The organism is Pseudomonas sp. SWRI77 (assembly GCF_014269105.1).
Taxonomy (GTDB): domain Bacteria; phylum Pseudomonadota; class Gammaproteobacteria; order Pseudomonadales; family Pseudomonadaceae; genus Aquipseudomonas; species Aquipseudomonas capeferrum.
Genome location: NZ_JABWRV010000044.1, coordinates 1 through 17075 on the forward strand (window position 1 = coordinate 1; position 17075 = coordinate 17075).

Below are 17075 nucleotides of genomic sequence, written 5' to 3' on the forward strand. Positions count from 1 at the left end.
CCTCGTCGGTAGAGGACTACGAAGCGCTGCTGCCGTGGAACTGCTCACCGGAGATGCAACGGTAAATCGAAGCTCCATCTGGCGGTAGGTGGGGTTCATGGATCGCACTCGTTACAGTAGCGGTCGTGAAGCGGTACCACGCACACTGGCGTTGGCTTGTCTGGGCTGGGAGACGTTGGAGTAGAAAGGCAGCCTGACAGGTCACGCTTGCTTCCCCCTGGGGTAATTGCGGGGCGGGGGAGCGAACACACAAACAAAGAAGGCCCACCTTTCGGTGAGCCTTCTTTGATACTGCGTATGGTGCCGGCACCAGGAACTATAGGAGTCGAACCGGGGCGTGGCGGCCAATGAATCCGGGCCCATCCGCGTGTGGGGGGCGAGAGGTTACCACACGATTACCACCGAGCAATATGACTACTCAGAGATGGAACAGAGGAAAGTCATCCAGTACTGACTGCGCAGTCGCGAGAGGGGCATGGGCTAGATGCAACACATCTATCGCCTTGGTCGGCGTGCCTCCCCGTGCAAGCGAGATCAGCGATGCGGCCTCATAATGTCCTTCAACGTTGGCACCTTCAAAGGAATTGAAATGAGCGTAAAATCTGAAGGCCGCGCCCTGCAAAACTATTTCGATAAGATACTTAAGAATGTTGGCTTCAAATAGCGGCTGGTAAAGTCGATCGCTTCGAATTGTACGTTTAACAGCAATAGCGAAAAGAAAACCTTCGGCGGCGATCCGCCCCTCTAATAGTTTATAAGCGTCCACCAAAGACGCTCGGTTTTCATCCGAGAGGTTTTCTACAGGGTTGAGAAAAACTTCAAGCTCCGGAGGTAGGGGGTGAGGAAGTCGTACGCCTACGATATCTGGGCTAGATAAGCCAAGAGACATTCCTCGTTTTTTTAAAGCAGCTTCATGCGCTTGGATTCGGCTACGCACATCTGGTTTAAAAAGCTTGGTTGCATCATACCCTCTAGGAAGCGTCACAGCTGCAATCAATCGCGTGGGAGTCGCGATACTATCTTTCGGCTGTTGAAAAACTTTAGAGTCCCACACGCCTGTTGTCATGAACCGGTTCCAAGCCGCAGCGGCACCCCAGAGCGCTCCTGCTTCTAATAGCTCGAAAACGTCACCTTCAACTTTTGCGATTGCAGCGCCTTTTACATCGAACTCGGAGAACAGCATTTTCCCGGCTGTCATAGCGTTCAGGCGAAACTGATCAAGGTATAGGTTAAAAGGCCTATCTGGTTCTGGATCGCTCTCACTGCCTGGAAGATACTCGCCAAAAGTGCAGCTCATAGCCGCCCCCTGGCGAAACCGGAACTTTGTTTCTCGCCTTGCAACAGGATTGAGCCGACGATCTTCGAAGCAGCCACCATGCGGGCAGGCATGGCATATCTGTTTGTGATCAAACTCGAAGGGCACTTTATTTCTCCTGCCGCACGGATAGCTCTCGGGCGGTCGCGAAAATTACATCTAAGTCGCTGCCAAGTGCCACAGCGATGCGTTGCATGACACTTAGGGTAGGGTTTCGGATGCCCCGCTCAACACCGCTGATATAGGTGCGATCAATTCCTGCTCGGTCTGCCAAGGCTTCCTGGCTGAGACGGAGCAGTTCTCTGTGCCGACGAACGGCTTGGCCAAACTGAGAGGCGAGATCCATAGGGAAAAGCTACCTTTCAGTGGACTATCAGACCACGGACTATGAGTCACAACTGGTGACACTCCAGCACAAAATGTGCATAATAATCACCTTAGATTAGCCTTGATGGACTTCCACGATGCCGAAGAGTCACGCGAATACGCCGGCACCTATAGCGAAACCCCAAACGTACAGCGCTGTCTCCCTCTTTTCTGGGTGTGGCGGGTTTTGTGAAGGTATAGAAAGCTCTGGCGTGAAATTGCGCGTTGCGGTCGAATTCGATAAGTTTGCCTGTGAAACTTATCGTCACAATTTCCCTTCAACACCACTCTTTGAGGGGGATGTGCACGACTTCTTGATCGAAGGTTCAGATCATGAAAAGCAATATCGCCTTGCCGGTACAGATTTCGTGTTTGGCGGGCCGCCTTGTCAAGGCTTTAGCCAAATAGGTGCGAGGAAGCTCGATGATGAAAGGAATGAGCTTTACAAGCAATATGCTCGTGTCGTAGAGAAACTGCGCCCAAGGATGTTCTTCATGGAGAATGTCCCAAACTTAGCGCTCATGAACAAGGGGTATTTCAAGCATCTCATTTTGGCTCACTTTGCCGAGTTGGGGTACAAAAATACTACAATGCTCCTGCTCTCTGCGGATGATTTCGGTGTGCCACAAACTCGGCAAAGAGTAATTTTTGTCGGGACACGTGACGACTTGGCCTTTCCATATGATCTTCATACTTTTTGCGAAAGTGCTCTCGACAAGTATCGAGTAGAGAAAGTAGTTACTGTTGATGAGGCGATAGGTGACCTGCCTGCGGAGATCGTCCACAGTGGGGAGGTTATGGATTATCCATCTCGTAAGTCTCCAAGTGGCTTTATGCGTGATATGCGGCTCGACTTCGACGGTGCTCGATATACTAAAGCTTTGAAGCGTAGAAGGGGTATCGGGAAAGAAAGGTCCGAACTGCATAATCATCATACAAAGGAGATTTTGGCTCGCAGAGCAAAGCTGATTTCATTGCTTGAGCAGGGAAAAAAAGCTAACAGTTTGCCTAAAGAAATTTGGGATGGAAAACGACCTGAGAAGTGGCGACGACTTCATCCTCAGCTGCCCTCGCATACTATCTTGGCTCAAATGCATCGAGACATGAGCGAGTGGATTCACCCTCATTTGAATCGATGGATTACTGTCAGAGAGGCAGCCCGACTACAATCGTTTCATGACGGATTTGTATTTGTAGGTAGCGAGTGGCAACAGCTCAAGCAAATCGGCAACGCTGTTCCTCCTCTTCTCGGATATGCCCTTGGGAAGCTGGCACAGACAGTACTAGCTACTATTGATAACAATTCTTCTCCTCCTAGCTCGGAGCGTTCGCCTTCCGTACAGGGAGAGTTGTTGTTACCTGCATAAGCAGCCCGGTTTCAAAGCTCAGAAGGAGCGCCAGCAGCCAGTCACAAATGTTGATGGCTGATGTGCTGCAGGTGCAAAAAAACAGATAGCGAAACGCTTACGTCTCAGTATCTTGGCGCGCCTTCACGAGCCTCAGTAGCGTACTCCTCGAGGCACCTGTGGCCGCACAGACCTCAGACCAGCTACTACCCCGATCTAGCATCGCCAGAATGGCAGTGTTGCGCTCGTGGTTCGCTGGGCGGCCTTTGTAGGCCCTCTCAGCCTGGGGCTTGAGCTTGTCGCGTTCCTTGGCTTGGGCGATGCCCTGAGTGGTCCTGCGGCGTCTGTCCTCATAGTCCTTACGGGCGATGGCGGCCAGCATGTCCAGCATCATCGAATTAAGAGCGTCCATCATCCGCATGGTCATCTCGTCCTCCGCCTTTACCATCATGTGGGAGGTGGGAAGGTCGAGGGCGACCACACGAACTTTGCGGGCCAGCAGCTCAGCCTTGAGGCGGTCCCAGTCCTCGGCATTGAGGCGAGAAAGGCGGTCCACCTGCTCAATCAAGAGCACATCTCCAGGGTGACTATCGGCCAATAACCGGAACAGCTCAGGACGCTTGAGGTTGGCTCCAGACTCGTTCTCTGCGTACCAGGCTGCAATACGCAAACCGCGCTCCTGGGCGAACGTTTCAAGGTCTGCTCGGGCGCGCTGAGCATCCTGGTCTTGGGTTGAGGCGCGGAGGTAGGCGCGGATGTACATGGAACAGCTCCGGTTCGCTTTGGATGGTTCGCATAATAATGGTTCGTTTTGATTGGTCAACTATCAATTATCGAACCATCTATCGAACCACCCTTGCTGGTTCCGTAAAGGCATACCTTAGAGATGCCTCTAAGGGCACTACCCATGATCGACCAGCAGGAGCCCCAGTATGCCCCCTACCCCCGTTGCTGGTGGTGTAGGTGGTCCGTGGTCTCAGTGGTCGCTCAGGGATAGATGGCCCATGATCTGACACAGCGAGGATGCCCACAGTCCGGAATAAGTCCGGCACCACGCAGAACGTGATGAAGCCCCAGGATCACGGCTGAGTGATCCTAATGTGGCCCCACGGCATTGACAGGGATTAGATCAATACTGCCCGCTCTGTGCGGGCGGATTGCCATCACGTCGTCGCTTGACTGCTTGCGCTTTCCAAAAGCGTGCTATACCCAGATCAAGGATCGTGGTACTCAGCCGATAGGGGTGTATCAGAGGGGGTGTAGCTTGACCGCTCGTCAGCTACTCCGGGACGCTCCACTGGTTCTATTGACTAATAGAGACATGCGCCCATAATTTCGCGCCCGCGAAACCGTAATGCCCATGGATGGCGCAAGAGAGGTGACTCTTGATTTTTTCCGAACAAAAAGTGGCCCAAATGGCGGCCTTCTTTTTGGCTCGCCGCGAGGGCCCGATGGCCCACATCAAGCTGATGAAGCTGCTCTACCTGGCTGATCGCTTGAGCATGGAACGCTACGACGTTCCGATGTCTGATGATGCCCAGTGCAACATGAGAAATGGTCCGATCCTGTCGGCCACCCTGGACCTGATGAATGGCAATCGCCCAAGCGAAGTGTGGAGTTCGTTCGTGTCCCCGATCCACAACAACGAGGTCACCTTGCAGCGGAATTTTGCATGGGATGAGCTTGATGAGTTGTCTCGGGCAGATTTGAAAATCCTTGATGAAGTGTTCGAGAAGTTCGGCCGTATGGGGCGCTGGGCTCTGGTGGATTATGTCCACACACTCCCGGAATGGGAGAACCCAGGAAACACCAGCAGGCCGATTGACACTGAAGTGACCTTCAAATCCTTTGGGCTAAACCCAGCGCAAGCCCATGAGAAGGTGGAAATGCTCCAAACGCGCAAGCTGCTTGGGCAGAAACTTGCTGAGATGACCTGATGCCGCCACGGACTGTTTTTCAGCAAGGAACGCTGTTCATGCTGACGGGTCGTTGCGATCACCTTCATGTGGTGATGAACGACCCAGTTCACTGTGGCGAGCTAAACGACTTGTCTGTGCTGGTTGTCAATTTCTCGACCGTACAGCCGGGCGCTTACCACGATCCCGCTTGTATCGTCCAAGCAGGCTGTCATCCTTTTATCAGGCATGAGAGCTATGTGGTCTATCGGGGCGCTACGGTGTTGAAGGTGCCCCGCTTGGAGGCAAAGATCCAAACGGGGGATGTTCGTCCTGACGTCCCTGTCAGCCGCATCGTTTACGACCAGATTCGGGCAGGCTTTGATGTGTCGGACTTAGTCTCACCTAAAATTTCCCGCTATCTACGCATTCATGGGATTTGAGATCCTGTGGTCTGCGGCGTGACTCGTTCCAGCCACTCCTGCATAACCTGCAACGAATAGCCTTTCCCATAGCGGCTTGCCACGTCAGCGCTAGCCCAGCCGCCAATGCTTTTGCGGATGTCCTCTGGGCACTGCACCTCTCTTAGTCGGTCAGCCATGGTGTGACGCAGCTCATGCGCAGTGTGCTCAATGCCACGGCCTCTAAGCCACTTAGCGATCGTGGCGGAAGCGCTAGTGGCTTTGCAGCCAGCCTCAGTGGTGTACTTCGTGAAGGCAAACTGAGCACCTGGAGCGGCCTTCGCGACTACTCGCTGTGCAGCCCACAGGGACGCGCCTACCAGCGGCACCACACGTTTGCTGTCCTTGTTCTTGAGCGACCGCCATGGATGCTCCTGGATGACGATGTGGGGCACCTCGGCGTCCAGCAAAATGTCTCTCAGGGGCAAGCCAACAATCTCCGCCAGGCGAGCCCCGGTGTCAGCAATCATGGCTGTAATCCACCGAGGCTCGTCATCCATCTGCTTGCACAGGGCCACGGTCCTGCTCAGGGCTTCGGGTGAGAATGGCAGGCGTTCCTTCGTATCCTTACCTTCACCTACGATCTTCAAGCCCGAAAATGGATTCAGCTTCGCTATCTCATGCTCACGGGCGAACTGGGTGAAGACTGCGATGATGGTGGACAGTCGTCTTCTGATGCTGGTGGTAACTGCGCCCCTCGCGAGCTCCGCATCCACAAAGGCGCGGGCATCAGCTCGGGTGACGGACTCAAATGGCTTGTCTCCAATCACCTTCGTCAGGCCATCCATCACGCGGCGAGCGTCTGTGGAAAACTTCGCCTCATCACGTTTGGGGTGTGTGCTGAGGTAGAAGTCGGTCGCATCACTCACGCGCTGCTTCACCGTACCTGCCAGGAGCTTCGTAGCTTCGCTCTCGACAGGTGTTAAATGATCCGAGGGTTGGCCTCTGCCATGGTCATCTTCGTCATCGTATTGCTCAGCAGGGCGCTTTACGTCCAAGTAATCGAAGAAAGCCTCAAGGATTGATGAATCGTTTTCTGCGGGCGCTGCTGCAAGACCCCATTGCTTTAACAGGGCAACTGCATGAGCGCGCAAAGCTTGAGGAGAGGAGGTGGGTTCAGCTCGCAGGCGTTGCCAGTCGGCTTCGGCCTCACGGTTCAGTCGGTCAATCTCTCGCCCAGCGACCACAATGTCAGTGGAATTGAGCTTGATCTTGATGAGCTTCTTGCCGTAACGCGATTGGAGATCTTTCGGGATTGGGCGCTGGTAGTACCAGGTTCCATTACGGGAGTAGGCGTATCGGAGTGTCACTTGGAGAGGGCCAAAGCTTGCTTTCATCGGTAGTTACCACAAAGGTTACCACGCGAAAGCAGCTTTGAGAGCCGAAAACCCTTTGTTTTCAAGGGTTTGGGAGCGAATAATGGTGCCGGCACCAGGAATCGAACCCGGGACCTACTGATTACAAGTCAGTTGCTCTACCATCTGAGCTATACCGGCAATGGGGCGTCATTATAACGATCGTTTGGCGCCTGTAAACCACTTCCTTGCGATTGTTTGCAAATGACCTAAGTCACCGGCTTAAAAGGAGATTTTTCTTACCAGCCGCGGTGGATCGTGTTGACGCTTGGTTCGGTTTTGCCAGGGTTGAAGAACAGCTTGTCGTTGTCGCAGCCGCGCTTGCGGCAAGGGCTCTCGACGCGCAGGGGCAGGCCTCTGTCGCCGCCCAGTTGCATGCCGGGGGTGTCCCAGCCCAGGTGGCTGGAAGGGTGGCTTGGGGTGTCGCTGGCGCAGGCGGTCAGGGCCATGGCGAAGGTCAACAGGGCTAGGGGTTTGGCTTGGGTCACGATGAGGAAGTCCGTTAGTCCATTGTCGGTTCTGGCGCAACGCCAGAAGGTCGCGGGGCTGGCGGGCAGCGCGCGACGTCTCTTTTTAATGATGTGGGGGTGAATGATACACCGTGGGGAGGTGTGCAGTGCGAGCTTTGCGGGCGCTGATCGACCGTCTTCAACCGTCGTGCGTGCGTGTGTGTGTAGGAGCGGCCTTGCGTCGCGAAAGGGCTGCGAAGCAGCCCCGGCAATGTGTGAACAAACGTCGATACCTGCGTTGGTTCGCAAACCTGGGGCTGCTTCGCAGCCCTTTCGCGACGCAAGGCCGCTCCTACAATCAAGGCAGCTATCAGCTGTAGGGCATTTCTGAACCTGAAACCAAATGCTTCCGGGTTCGCATGCTTCGGACCTATCCTACGCGCGCTGCTGAAGTATCGCTGTTGTCGGGGAAATGCCTCACGGATACCGTTTCTGGGTCGCTTCGGCGACCGGGTGTGAGAACCCGACCACGAATGAGCGTCACCCAAATGGTGGCTGTACGCGGGCAGACTTCGGTCTGGCCGGGGCTTTCCTTATTCACTCGGTTTCTCACCCCGCGTATGGCTGCCACCTAAATCCGTGAGAAAGATTTAGTGGCAGTTCCTTCCGTGAATAAGGAGTTACGCCATGATCAAGATCGTCCCCGACCCACCACGCCCGCTCATCCACACCCCCTACTTCTCTATCCACAGCGACATCTCCCCACACGACGCACTCACCCAGGCCCGCGAGCTCATCCGCGCTGTGGCCCAAACCCTCGACGAACACTGCCGCGCCCACGCCGGCGAACCTGGCATTAGCCGGCTGGCCCACACAGCTCAGGCCGCCGAGTCGGCAGCGATATTGCTGCAGCACGCCAGTGAACGCATGAGCGCGGAGGGGGAAATCGCATGAACGATAGCCCCAAGCCCATCACCACAGCCGGCCTGGAAACCTTCCTGGAAGTCGGCGACCCACCCGTTGGCCTGTTGCGTGTGCAGCCCGGTATTGCGATCGACGATGCCTATGAACAGGTCTCTGTGCTGCTCAGCTACATCAAGCATCTGCTCAGGGAGGGTGATATGGAAGACGACCACAAGCTGTTGGGTGCGGCCGATTACCTGACGGCGATGGCCAAGGCATTGATGAACGATATCGAGCTGGCCAAGAACAAATTCCGCTGACCCACAGGGCCGCTTTGCGGCCCTAGGCGGGCGCACAAGAAAAGTTTATGCACAAGTAGCATTGCCAACTTGCGCGAAAGGCATGCCGAGCTGCTACACCGCTGGTCTTTGCGCAAACGCCTGTTTTTGCTGGCCTTGAGCTGTACGAAGGAATAAGCCAAACGCTTGAAATAGCGCTTGGATCCAACCATTCATCAAAAGCTTGTGCACAGAGTTATCCACAGGTTGTGCTGCGGCTAACGGTCGCGTTCTGCCAGGATGAGGATGTTGCGCGGGGTGAGGGGGTAGTCACAGAACAATCCGAGGCGCACGGCATAACCTTGTTCTTCCAGAAACAGCGCACGGTCGAGTACCAGCCACAGTTCCAGCGGGCGACGGAACAGGTTGCGCACACGTTCCAGGTTGCGCACTTCGGCCAGGCGCTGCCAGCCGGCGGCTTCCAGGGCAGCCCAGTCGGGCGTGCCGCTCAGGGGCACGTGCTTGAGCTCGGCCAGGCCCCGGCAGTACGCCTCGAAAGGCTTGTCCAGCCAGGCCACCGGCAGCGAGGGAGTGGGCAGGTAATCATCACACTGGCGCTGCTGGCGTTGCAGCAGATCGAAGCCCAGGCGGCGGGCCATCGAGGTGTCGCGTTGGCGACGCACGCGGGCGCCCGCGGTGACGGTTTCACTCAACGGCAAGCCCAGGTCGTCCAGCGACAAGTGCAGGCTGGAGGCTTGCGCGGCGGTGGATAATGCCTGGTACTGCTGGGCCTGGATGCGGTTGTAGCAGCAAGGGGCCACGGCCATCTGCCGGCAGCCTTGCTCGCTGGCCAGGTGCAGAAGGCGTACGTGCAGGTCGCCGCAGGCGTGCAGGGCGACCACGGTCTTGTCGCTATTCAGGTGGCCGGCGCTGTCTGCGGCCATGACATCCTGATGGATATGGTGTGCAGGCAGGTGGTGGTGGTCGCTCAGGGCCTGGCCCGCGGTCACGAGCTCGGCGTCGTATTCCAGGCAGGTCAGGTGCTGGCCGGGTTGCAGCAGGCGGCGGCCGAGGTGGCCTTTACCAGAGCACCAGTCCAGCCAGTGCCGGGTTGGCGCGTTGAAGGCCAGCCGGCGGGTGAAGGCTTCGATCTGCTGCCATTTGCGGCCGGGCACGCCAACGTCGAGGCGGTGGGCGGCGGCTGGCAGGCCAGCGTCGGGGAGTGCGTCGAGGGTGCAGAGTTGCTGGGCTTGTTGGGCCAGTTGGGGGAAGGGGGCGGGCACGCCTTGCGTCACCCGCTCGGCTTCGGCGTCGCTCAGGCTGCATTGGCGCAAGTGGGCGGAGAGTGCGGGGTGTTCGGCTTCCCAATCCAGGCGCAGCGCGGTGAATGGCCTGGGTTTCCACAGGTGCTGGTGCTCGGTCAGGAACTGGTCGAGGGCCTGGAAGCGGTCGCTGTGGGGGATGGAGGGTGGGGTCATGGTTGTTGTCGGCTGGGGTTGGGGCTGCTGTGCAGCCCTTGGCGGGGCAAGCCCGCTCCTACAGGGTCGGAGCGGGGGTGAGGTCTAGCGCCCTTGGCAGGCGTCTACCCGCAACCAGCGCTCCAGCAGTTTGAAGCCCTGCACCAGGACAAACGAGATAACCAGGTAAAACACCCCGGCGGCGAAGAAGATCTCCACCGGCAGGTACGTCCGGGCGATGATGGTACGCGCCATGCCGGTCAGCTCCAGCAGGGTGACGGTACTGGCCAGGGCGCTGGCCTTGAGCATCAGGATCACCTCGTTGCTGTAGGCCGGCAGGCCGATCCGCGTGGCGCGCGGCAGCATGATGTAGATCAGGGTCTTGGCGCGCGACATGCCCAGTGCCCGTGCCGCTTCGATCTCACCCTTGGGGATCGACTGCAGCGCACCGCGCAGAATTTCGGCGATATAGGCGGCCGTGTGCAGGGTCATGGTCAGCACGGTGCACCAGAACGGATCGCGCAGGTAAGGCCACAACGCACTGCTGCGCACCGCCTCGAACTGGGCCAGGCCGTAATAGACCAGGAACAGCTGCACCAGCAACGGCGTACCGCGGAAGAAGAAAATGTAGCTGAACGGCACGGCGCGCACGTACCAGTGCCGCGACGAGCGGGCAATGCCCAGCGGGATGGCCAGGATCAACCCGGCAACCACGGCGATGGCCACCAGCTCCAGGGTCAGGGTCGCGCCCTGGGCCAGGCGTGGCAGCCATTTGATGATGACTTCCCAATTCATTGTTCGGCCCTCGCAAAGCCGCGAGCGGCGCGTTTTTCCATGAAGTACATGCCGGTCATGGCGACGACGGTCAAGCCCAGGTAGATGCAGGCCGCAACCATGTAGAAGGTGAACGGCTCCTTGGTCATGGTCACGCCGATTTGCGCGTGGCGCATGATTTCTTCAAGGCCGATGACCGATACCAGCGCGGTATCCTTCATCAGGATCATGAACAGGTTGCCCAGGCCGGGCAGGGCGATGCGCCACATCTGCGGCAGGATGATGCGCGAGAGGATGCGCGCCTTGGACAAGCCCAGTGCCAGGCCCGCCTCACGGTGCCCCTTGGGGATCGCCAGGATGGCGCCGCGGAACACCTCGGTGGCGTAGGCGCCGAAGCACAGGCCGAGGGCGATAACGCCGGCAGCGAAGGCGCTGAGCTCAAGGCCCGGCATGTTGAGCGCCTCGCCGATGCTGTTCATCAGGCCGACGGTGCCGAAATAGATAAGCAGGACCCAGAGCAGTTCGGGCACGCCGCGAACCAGGGTCGAGTAGAAGCCGCCAAGCCATTGCAGCGGCTTGACCGGGGAAGTCTTGGCCAGGGCACCGAGCAGGCCCAGGACCAGCCCCAGCAGCAAGGCGCAGAGCGCCAGTTTTACGGTCATCAAGGTGCCAGCCGCCAGGGCCGGACCGAATCCGTGCAGGTCGATATTCATGGGTAGGGTCGTTCTAGGGACCGGCACGCCGCAAGGGCGTGCCGGTCGGGGCGAATCAATAGATGCTGAACGGGAAGTACTTGTCGTTGATCTTTTTGTAGGTGCCGTCGGCGACAATTTCCTTCAGTGCGGCATTGAGCTTGTTACGCAGCTCATCGTCACCTTTGCGTACGGCAATGCCGACCTTGTCGCTGTCGTTCACCGGTTCGCCTTTGAACTCGAAGTTTTTGCCAGCGGCAGACTTCAGCCAGTCGTAGTTGGCGTACTTGTCGGCGAGGATGGCGTCGAGGCGGCCGGAGGTCAGGTCCAGGTAGGCGTTTTCCTGGCCATCGTACAGGTTGACCTTGAACTCGTTGTCCATGCCGCCGTTGTCGTCCAGCCAGGTCGCAGCCTGGGTGGCGCGCTGGGTACCGATGGTCTTGCCCTTGAGCGAGGCGCGGTCGGTCTTGAAGTCGACGTTTTTCGGTGCGATGAACTGCTGCTTGTTCGAGTAGTACGGGTCGGTGAAGTCGACGGCCTGCTTGCGCTCGTCGGTGATCGACAGCGAGGAGATCAGGAAGTCGAACTTCTTGGCGTTCAACGCCGGGATGATGCCGTCCCAGTCAGAGGTGACCACTTCGCATTCGACTTTCATCTTGGCGCACAGTGCGTCGCCGATGTCTTTGTCAAAGCCGACCACCTGGCCGCTGGCATCCTTGTTGTTGAACGGCGGGTAGGCCGCCTCGATGCCCATTTTGAGTTTTTCGGCTGCCATGGCATTTGCCGAGAACACCAGGGTGGCGGCAGCGGCCAGGAGGAATTTCTTATAGGTCTGCATTCGTGTTGCTCCGTTAGCGGTGGCTGGACATGAATTGCTTGCAACGCGCCGAGGTCGGGTTCTCGAAGACCTGCTGCGGCGATCCTTGCTCTTCAACCAGGCCCTGGTGCAGGAAGACCACTTCACTGGACACCTGGCGGGCAAAGTTCATCTCGTGCGTCACCAGCAGCATGGTACGGCCTTCTTCGGCCAATGCGCGGATAACGTTTAGCACTTCCTGGACCATTTCCGGATCGAGCGCCGAGGTCGGCTCGTCGAACAGGATGACCTTGGGCCTCATGGCCAAGGTACGGGCAATGGCGGCGCGCTGTTGCTGGCCACCGGAAAGCTGGGCGGGGTAGCTGTGGCGCTTGTCGTAGATGCCAACCTTGTTCAGCAAGGCTTCTGCGGCTTCGATGGCCTCGGCCTTGCTTTGGCCGAGCACGCGGCGCGGGGCCTCGATGATGTTGTCGAGGATCGACATGTGCGGCCACAGGTTGAAGTTCTGGAAGACGAAGCCGATCTCGCTGCGCAGGCGGTTGATCTGGCGGTTGTCGGCGGCGATCAGGTCACCGTTTTTGGCGGCCTTGAGCTTGAGCGATTCGCCGGCGACCAGGATTTCGCCCTGGTGCGGGTTTTCGAGCAGGTTGATGCAGCGCAGCAAAGTGGACTTGCCGGAACCGGACGACCCCAGGATGGAGATCACGTCACCATCGCGTGCGGTCAGCGAAATGCCCTTGAGAATTTCCTGCTCGCCGTAGCGTTTGTGCAGATTGCGGATTTCCAGCGCGGGCGTGGCCTGGGCCATGTGCGGTCCTCATGTGTTCGGGTGCGTTCCCAGCTGTTGGCGGCCTTCCTGGCGTGCGCCAAGCTAGCATAGCGGCATTAGGCGGCCAACAGGGTCGCTAGGGGCTCGGGTCGCTGTCGGGGCAGATTGTCGCATCGCTGCAGTGCAACGTCGCGAGGATGACCGCGAAGGTCTAGCCCAACACCAGAGCCTTGATGAAAAAAGGCGCGATGGTGCCAGCTTTGGCCCGCTCTTGGAAGCGGTTTTGGACCATTCGCGGGTAAACCCGCCGGCACAGGGTTGGTAATCGGTTTACCTGCAAACGGGTGAACGTGGGTAATGGGTTGTACCTTGAGGTTGTACTTTTTTGCATTGCAACGGTGCAAAGGTGTTACCTAGGAGCACCTTTGGTGCGTTTGTAAGTGGGTATTTCCGTAATCCCGACTTGGCAGGCGGTTTTGGCGACCTTTCGGTCAAGGCGTGGCCGAAAGCCCTGCAAGCCGCGCCCTTAATGGTTGCCAGAGATTTCTGACGAATGCTTTCAGCAACTGGCTCGCTTATTGCCACTGGGAAACCGCCGATTGCAGCGACGCCTAAACAACCCCGGGCGCGCTTCGTTCCCGTAGTCGGCGTGGTCCACTCCTTACAAAGGTAGTTTTATGAGCGGTAACAATTCCAACGACCTCGCTCAGGGGCTCAAATCGCGGCATGTCACCATGCTGTCCATCGCTGGCGTAATTGGCGCCGGTCTGTTCGTGGGTTCCGGCCACGCCATTGCGGCCGCAGGGCCTGCCGTACTGATGGCCTACGCGGCTGCCGGTACGCTGGTGGTGCTGGTCATGCGCATGCTGGGCGAAATGGCCATTGCCTCGCCTGACACGGGCTCCTTCTCGACGTATGCCGACCGCGCCATCGGGCGTTGGGCCGGCTTCACCATCGGCTGGCTGTACTGGTGGTTCTGGGTGCTGGTGATCCCGCTGGAAGCCAACGCGGCCGCAGCCATTCTGCATGCCTGGTTCCCTGCTGTTGATCTGTGGGCCTTCTCCTTGATCATCACGCTGGTGCTGACCCTGACCAACTTGTGCAGCGTGAAGAACTACGGCGAGTTCGAATTCTGGTTCGCCCTGCTCAAGGTGCTGGCGATCATCGGCTTCATCGTGGTGGGCTGCGTGGCCATGTTCGGCCTGGCGCCGGGCAGCCAGGTGAGCGGTGTCAGCCACCTGTTCGACACCCAGGGCTTCATGCCCAACGGCTTGGGCGCGGTGCTGGCCGCCATGCTGACCACCATGTTCTCGTTCATGGGCACCGAAATCGTCACCATCGCCGCTGCCGAGTCCAAGGACCCGGGCAAGCAGATCAGCCGCGCCACGAACTCGGTGATCTGGCGTATCTGCCTGTTCTACCTGGTGTCGATCTTCCTGGTCGTGGCGCTGGTGCCGTGGAACGACCCGGCCCTGGCGGAACTGGGTTCCTACCAGACCGTGCTGAGCCGCATCGGCGTGCCGAATGCCAAGCTGATCGTCGACATCGTCGTGCTGATCGCCGTGACCAGCTGCCTCAACTCGGCGCTGTACACCTCTTCGCGCATGCTGTTCTCGCTGAGCAAACGTGGCGATGCGCCGGCTGTTGCACAGCGCACCACCAAGGCGGGCACCCCGCACTGGGCGGTACTGTTGTCCACTGCCGCGGCCTTCCTCTGCGTGTTCGCCAACTTCGTTGCGCCGGCCCAGGTGTTCGAGTTCCTGCTGGCCAGCTCCGGCGCCATCGCGCTGCTGGTGTACCTGGTGATCGCTGTTTCGCAACTGCGCATGCGCAGCCAGCGTGAAGCGCGTGGCGAGAAGATCGACTTCAAGATGTGGCTGTTCCCGGGCCTGACCTGGGCGACCATGGCCTTCATCATTGCGGTGCTGGTGGTGATGGGGCTGCGTGAAGATCACCGTGCCGAGATCATCGCGACGGCCTTGCTGAGCATTGGTGTGGTGGCCGCTGGGCTGCTGGTGCATCGCAAGCGCGAAGCGGCTGGGCGGGTGGCGCTGGATAACTGATCTGCGCTGCTATGAATGAAAAGGCCGCGCCCTGTGTTGGGTGCGGCCTTTTTGTTTGTCTGGCCTTTTCGCAGGTCAGCCGTACAGCTTCTGCTGTTGCTTGGCCACCACTTCGGAAGCGGTGATATAGGCTTCCTGGAACGCGTCGCTTTCCAGCCAGGCCATGGTGGTGTCTTCGTCGGCGCCATCGAGCCAGGTGCGGTAGGCGGTGAACACCAGCACGATGTAGTCGGTGGCGTGCTCTTCCTTGTGGCCTTTGAGTACCAGGGTCAGCAGCGGGTCGACCAGGAACACCGAGATCATCGCGACCAGGCTGGTTTCCTGTGCCGCTTTCATCTTGTCGAACAGCTCTTTGTAGCTGTCCGACTCCATGGCCTTGTTGAACACCTGCTCGATGCTGGCGCTGTCACCGGCGCTGGCCTTGACCGTCTGGCCGCTGCGCACCATGCGGTTCTGCTTGGCCTTGCTGGCGGCGCGTTTGGCGCGTTTCTGTTGCTTGGTAGGGGTGGCCATGGGTAGGTCCTTGGGGGTGCCTGAAAAAGTGCGCGTATTGAATCGTACTTGCCTGTGAAACCCAAGCGGCAAGCGAGGGTCCTAGGCAGGTTGCCGGATGTCCGGTACCCACTCATGAGGAATTCACGGATGAAAACAGCGATTTCGCTTGGCCTGCTGGCTGTGGCGCTGTCCGGCTGCGGCAACATTGCCGCCGTCAAGTCGTTCAACACCCCGTATGGCTCGCCGACGTCGGGCGATACCGCACGCCTGCGGGTGATTGCCGATGGCATGGTGCGCGCTGTGCCGGGCAAGGATTGCGTCGACTGGTACAGCCCCGGGGCAGGAGTGATTGCAGTACCCAAGGAGGGCTTCGCCGACCGCAATGGCGAAACCCTGGGCATGCCTGCCAGCGCCCCTGTGGCGGCGGGCGATGCGGTCAGCGAAGTGCTGGTGCCGGCCGGCAAACCGTTCACCTTGCACTTTCTCGACGGCGGGCGCAGTAGCTACAACAGCGTCACCAATTGCCTGGGCATGTTCTATTTCGTGCCGCAAAAAGGCGCCGATTACGAAGTGGTGGTGCGCGGCTACAACGCTTGTGGCGTCGAGCTGCGCCAGCTGGGCGTAGAGCAGCCGGTGAAGACCACCAAGGCTGAATACTGCAGCGCCATGGCCAACTTCTGATTGCCCCTTTCAGTGGGTGGTGGCTGGCGCCTCGTCCTCTTCGAAGTCGCGTGATGCGCGCCCTACCAGCATGGGGTCCGCGGCATGTGCCACAGCCGGGTCCTTGCCCGGGTAATCCAGCGAATGCAGGAAGTGGCGGATGCAGTTGATGCGTGCGCGCTTCTTGTCATCGGACTTGATCACCGTCCATGGCGCATCGGCCGTATCGGTATGGAAGAACATCGCCTCCTTGGCTGCGGTGTAGTCGTCCCACTTATCCAGCGACTTGATGTCGATGGGCGACAGCTTCCAGTGCTTGAGCGGGTCGTCGCGGCGCGAGATGAAGCGCCGTAGCTGTTCCTCGCGGTTCACCGAGAACCAGTACTTGAACAGCAGGATGCCGCTGTTGCACAGCATGCGCTCAAGGTCGGGTGCCTGGCGCATGAACTCCAGGTACTGCAGCGGGGTGCAGAAGTCCATCACCTTCTCGACCCCGGCGCGGTTGTACCAGGAGCGGTCGAAGAAGACCATTTCACCCGCCGTCGGCAGGTGCTGGATGTAGCGCTGGAAGTACCACTGGCCTTTCTCTTGTTCGGAAGGCTTCTCCAGCGCGACGATCCGCGCGCCGCGCGGGTTGAGGTGCTCCATGAAACGCTTGATGGTGCCGCCTTTGCCCGCCGCGTCGCGGCCTTCGAACAGAATCACCACGCGCTGGCCGGTTTCTTTTACCCAGCTCTGCACCTTCAGCAGTTCGATCTGCAGGGCATGCTTGGTCTTCTCGTATTCCTGGCGGTGCAGGCGGGTGCGATACGGGTAGCTGGCAGGCAAGCGTGCGCGGGTGCTGTCTTCGTTGCTGCCTTTGGGCGCCGTGGCCACTTCAAGTGCGGCGGGTTGCTGGCTGATCCGGGTAATCGCGGGTTCGGGCTTGCGCTGACGTGGCCGGCGCGGGCGCGGCGCAGTGGGGGTGGGTTCGCTGGGGG

19 protein-coding genes and 1 tRNA gene are annotated in these 17075 nt (G+C 58.8%); 7 read left to right on the forward strand and 13 right to left on the reverse strand.

The window, feature by feature from the left end:
- Positions 1–418 precede the first annotated feature (418 nt).
- Both HU766_RS25450 and HU766_RS25455 read right to left on the reverse strand, forming a co-directional pair.
- Entirely contained in the window at positions 419–1423 is a 1005-nt protein-coding gene (locus HU766_RS25450) for a Cfr10I/Bse634I family restriction endonuclease (RefSeq protein ID WP_202883663.1), read from the reverse strand.
- A 1-nt stretch (position 1424) separates the two neighbouring features.
- A complete protein-coding gene (locus HU766_RS25455) occupies positions 1425–1661 on the reverse strand; it encodes a helix-turn-helix transcriptional regulator (RefSeq protein WP_186661651.1) in 237 nt (78 codons plus the stop codon).
- Positions 1662–1779: 118 nt separating this feature from the next.
- On the opposite strand from HU766_RS25455, the gene HU766_RS25460 reads away from it, so the two are divergent.
- Complete coding sequence (locus HU766_RS25460; RefSeq protein WP_186661653.1) at positions 1780–3048, forward strand: DNA cytosine methyltransferase; 1269 nt, start codon at positions 1780–1782, stop codon at positions 3046–3048.
- A gap of 97 nt (positions 3049–3145) precedes the next feature.
- On the opposite strand, the gene HU766_RS25465 is transcribed toward HU766_RS25460, so the two are convergent.
- Positions 3146–3790: a recombinase family protein gene (locus HU766_RS25465; protein WP_186661655.1), complete on the reverse strand. Its 645-nt coding sequence runs from the start codon at positions 3788–3790 to the stop codon at positions 3146–3148.
- A 622-nt stretch (positions 3791–4412) separates the two neighbouring features.
- On the opposite strand from HU766_RS25465, the gene HU766_RS25470 reads away from it, so the two are divergent.
- Both HU766_RS25470 and HU766_RS25475 read left to right on the forward strand, forming a co-directional pair.
- Positions 4413–4964: a Panacea domain-containing protein gene (locus HU766_RS25470; protein ID WP_238338700.1), complete on the forward strand. Its 552-nt coding sequence runs from the start codon at positions 4413–4415 to the stop codon at positions 4962–4964.
- Positions 4965–5002: 38 nt separating this feature from the next.
- Complete coding sequence (locus HU766_RS25475; RefSeq protein ID WP_186661657.1) at positions 5003–5365, forward strand: hypothetical protein; 363 nt, start codon at positions 5003–5005, stop codon at positions 5363–5365.
- On the opposite strand, the gene HU766_RS25480 is transcribed toward HU766_RS25475, so the two are convergent.
- The 3 genes from HU766_RS25480 to HU766_RS25490 form a co-directional block, all read right to left on the reverse strand.
- Positions 5353–6720 carry a tyrosine-type recombinase/integrase gene (locus HU766_RS25480; protein ID WP_186661663.1) on the reverse strand — a complete coding sequence of 456 codons (1368 nt, stop codon included), beginning with the start codon at positions 6718–6720 and terminating at the stop codon, positions 5353–5355. The genes HU766_RS25475 and HU766_RS25480 overlap by 13 nt on opposite strands.
- 83 nt (positions 6721–6803) lie before the next feature.
- Positions 6804–6879: transfer RNA gene (locus tag HU766_RS25485), tRNA-Thr, on the reverse strand.
- Positions 6880–6977: 98 nt separating this feature from the next.
- Entirely contained in the window at positions 6978–7226 is a 249-nt protein-coding gene (locus tag HU766_RS25490; protein WP_033703195.1) for a hypothetical protein, read from the reverse strand.
- A 648-nt stretch (positions 7227–7874) separates the two neighbouring features.
- Here HU766_RS25490 and HU766_RS25495 point away from each other — a divergent pair.
- Together HU766_RS25495 and HU766_RS25500 are read left to right on the forward strand one after the other, a co-directional pair.
- Positions 7875–8141 (forward strand): hypothetical protein, encoded by a 267-nt coding sequence (locus tag HU766_RS25495; protein ID WP_186661664.1) that lies wholly within the window; start codon positions 7875–7877, stop codon positions 8139–8141.
- A complete protein-coding gene (locus HU766_RS25500) occupies positions 8138–8410 on the forward strand; it encodes a DUF3077 domain-containing protein (RefSeq protein ID WP_156311041.1) in 273 nt (90 codons plus the stop codon). Before HU766_RS25495 ends, HU766_RS25500 begins: the two co-directional genes overlap by 4 nt.
- A 236-nt stretch (positions 8411–8646) precedes the next feature.
- Here the strand turns inward: HU766_RS25500 and HU766_RS25505 are convergent, their stop codons facing one another.
- From HU766_RS25505 to HU766_RS25525, 5 genes are all read right to left on the reverse strand, one after another.
- Entirely contained in the window at positions 8647–9846 is a 1200-nt protein-coding gene (locus HU766_RS25505; RefSeq protein WP_186661665.1) for a methyltransferase, read from the reverse strand.
- A gap of 84 nt (positions 9847–9930) precedes the next feature.
- Positions 9931–10620 carry an ABC transporter permease gene (locus HU766_RS25510; protein WP_033703192.1) on the reverse strand — a complete coding sequence of 230 codons (690 nt, stop codon included), beginning with the start codon at positions 10618–10620 and terminating at the stop codon, positions 9931–9933.
- The gene (locus tag HU766_RS25515) at positions 10617–11312 is read right to left on the reverse strand and encodes an ABC transporter permease (RefSeq protein WP_033703191.1); all 696 of its coding nucleotides are present in this window, start codon (positions 11310–11312) and stop codon (positions 10617–10619) included. The genes HU766_RS25510 and HU766_RS25515 overlap by 4 nt, the downstream gene beginning before the upstream one ends.
- 55 nt (positions 11313–11367) lie before the next feature.
- On the reverse strand, positions 11368–12129 hold the full coding sequence (locus tag HU766_RS25520; RefSeq protein ID WP_033703190.1) for an ABC transporter substrate-binding protein: 762 nt from the start codon (positions 12127–12129) through the stop codon (positions 11368–11370).
- Positions 12130–12142: 13 nt separating this feature from the next.
- Positions 12143–12916: an ABC transporter ATP-binding protein gene (locus HU766_RS25525; RefSeq protein ID WP_027917578.1), complete on the reverse strand. Its 774-nt coding sequence runs from the start codon at positions 12914–12916 to the stop codon at positions 12143–12145.
- A 638-nt stretch (positions 12917–13554) separates the two neighbouring features.
- Here HU766_RS25525 and gabP point away from each other — a divergent pair.
- A complete protein-coding gene (gene gabP, locus HU766_RS25530) occupies positions 13555–14940 on the forward strand; it encodes a GABA permease (protein WP_186661666.1) in 1386 nt (461 codons plus the stop codon).
- A gap of 75 nt (positions 14941–15015) precedes the next feature.
- On the opposite strand, the gene HU766_RS25535 is transcribed toward gabP, so the two are convergent.
- A complete protein-coding gene (locus tag HU766_RS25535) occupies positions 15016–15453 on the reverse strand; it encodes a hypothetical protein (protein WP_033703188.1) in 438 nt (145 codons plus the stop codon).
- Positions 15454–15582: 129 nt separating this feature from the next.
- Between HU766_RS25535 and HU766_RS25540 the strand changes: the two genes are divergently transcribed.
- Complete coding sequence (locus HU766_RS25540; RefSeq protein WP_050506183.1) at positions 15583–16116, forward strand: hypothetical protein; 534 nt, start codon at positions 15583–15585, stop codon at positions 16114–16116.
- A 9-nt stretch (positions 16117–16125) separates the two neighbouring features.
- Here HU766_RS25540 and ppk2 read toward each other — a convergent pair whose 3' ends face one another.
- The gene (gene ppk2, locus HU766_RS25545; protein ID WP_186661672.1) at positions 16126–16998 is read right to left on the reverse strand and encodes a polyphosphate kinase 2; all 873 of its coding nucleotides are present in this window, start codon (positions 16996–16998) and stop codon (positions 16126–16128) included.
- Between the last annotated feature and the right edge of the window lie 77 nt (positions 16999–17075).

Bases quoted from the DNA above. Each gene is read 5' to 3' on its own strand.
- HU766_RS25495 (WP_186661664.1), top strand. From the start codon at position 7,875: ATGATCAAGATCGTCCCCGACCCACCACGCCCGCTCATCCACACCCCC.
- HU766_RS25500 (WP_156311041.1), top strand. From the start codon at position 8,138: ATGAACGATAGCCCCAAGCCCATCACCACAGCCGGCCTGGAAACCTTC.
- HU766_RS25465 (WP_186661655.1), bottom strand. From the start codon at position 3,790: ATGTACATCCGCGCCTACCTCCGCGCCTCAACCCAAGACCAGGATGCT.
- HU766_RS25520 (WP_033703190.1), bottom strand. From the start codon at position 12,129: ATGCAGACCTATAAGAAATTCCTCCTGGCCGCTGCCGCCACCCTGGTG.
- gabP (WP_186661666.1), top strand. From the start codon at position 13,555: ATGAGCGGTAACAATTCCAACGACCTCGCTCAGGGGCTCAAATCGCGG.
- HU766_RS25480 (WP_186661663.1), bottom strand. From the start codon at position 6,720: ATGAAAGCAAGCTTTGGCCCTCTCCAAGTGACACTCCGATACGCCTAC.
- HU766_RS25505 (WP_186661665.1), bottom strand. From the start codon at position 9,846: ATGACCCCACCCTCCATCCCCCACAGCGACCGCTTCCAGGCCCTCGAC.
- HU766_RS25460 (WP_186661653.1), top strand. From the start codon at position 1,780: ATGCCGAAGAGTCACGCGAATACGCCGGCACCTATAGCGAAACCCCAA.
- HU766_RS25535 (WP_033703188.1), bottom strand. From the start codon at position 15,453: ATGGCCACCCCTACCAAGCAACAGAAACGCGCCAAACGCGCCGCCAGC.
- HU766_RS25525 (WP_027917578.1), bottom strand. From the start codon at position 12,916: ATGGCCCAGGCCACGCCCGCGCTGGAAATCCGCAATCTGCACAAACGC.
- HU766_RS25510 (WP_033703192.1), bottom strand. From the start codon at position 10,620: ATGAATTGGGAAGTCATCATCAAATGGCTGCCACGCCTGGCCCAGGGC.
- HU766_RS25455 (WP_186661651.1), bottom strand. From the start codon at position 1,661: ATGGATCTCGCCTCTCAGTTTGGCCAAGCCGTTCGTCGGCACAGAGAA.
- HU766_RS25475 (WP_186661657.1), top strand. From the start codon at position 5,003: ATGCTGACGGGTCGTTGCGATCACCTTCATGTGGTGATGAACGACCCA.
- HU766_RS25540 (WP_050506183.1), top strand. From the start codon at position 15,583: ATGAAAACAGCGATTTCGCTTGGCCTGCTGGCTGTGGCGCTGTCCGGC.
- HU766_RS25515 (WP_033703191.1), bottom strand. From the start codon at position 11,312: ATGAATATCGACCTGCACGGATTCGGTCCGGCCCTGGCGGCTGGCACC.